Consider the following 401-nt stretch of genomic DNA (forward strand, 5'->3'; position numbering starts at 1 on the left):
GCACCACCATCGCCAACACCACGGCGCCGGCGCGCGCATCGCCGAGCAGAAAGGATGCTATGGCGAGGCTCACCAGCAAGGCATTCAGCGGGTTTGCCGCCCGGCCCCAGAGTTCGCGCCAGACGGTCGGCCTCTCATCGCGTGTCACGGTGTTCGGGCCGTGTTCGCGCGCTCTGGCCGTGGCTTCGGCCATGCTCAGGCCAGCGGCTGAGGTCCCGAGCTGCGCGCAGGCGTCGGCGGCCTCGCGGCGCCCGATGTCGATCAGCGCCTGGGTTTCATCAGAAGTTTCGGCGTGTTGGCGGGTGCCAAGTCGCGCGGAGTGGCTGAGCAGGGACAAGATGTGAGCGGGGCGGGTTGAAGGCAGGCGCATGCTTCACCACCTGCCCGGCGCGGCCCTTGAT

The 401-nt window shown here is 69.1% G+C and carries 1 protein-coding gene; it reads right to left on the bottom strand.

The features are described 5' to 3' along the window. The coding region (locus L6966_RS12025; protein WP_237233478.1) for a cation-transporting P-type ATPase at positions 1 to 370 on the bottom strand (370 nt) is incomplete at its 3' end. Between the last annotated feature and the right edge of the window lie 31 nt (positions 371 to 401).

Source organism: Rothia nasisuis, assembly GCF_928381405.1.
In the GTDB taxonomy this organism is placed as follows: domain Bacteria; phylum Actinomycetota; class Actinomycetes; order Actinomycetales; family Micrococcaceae; genus Rothia; species Rothia nasisuis.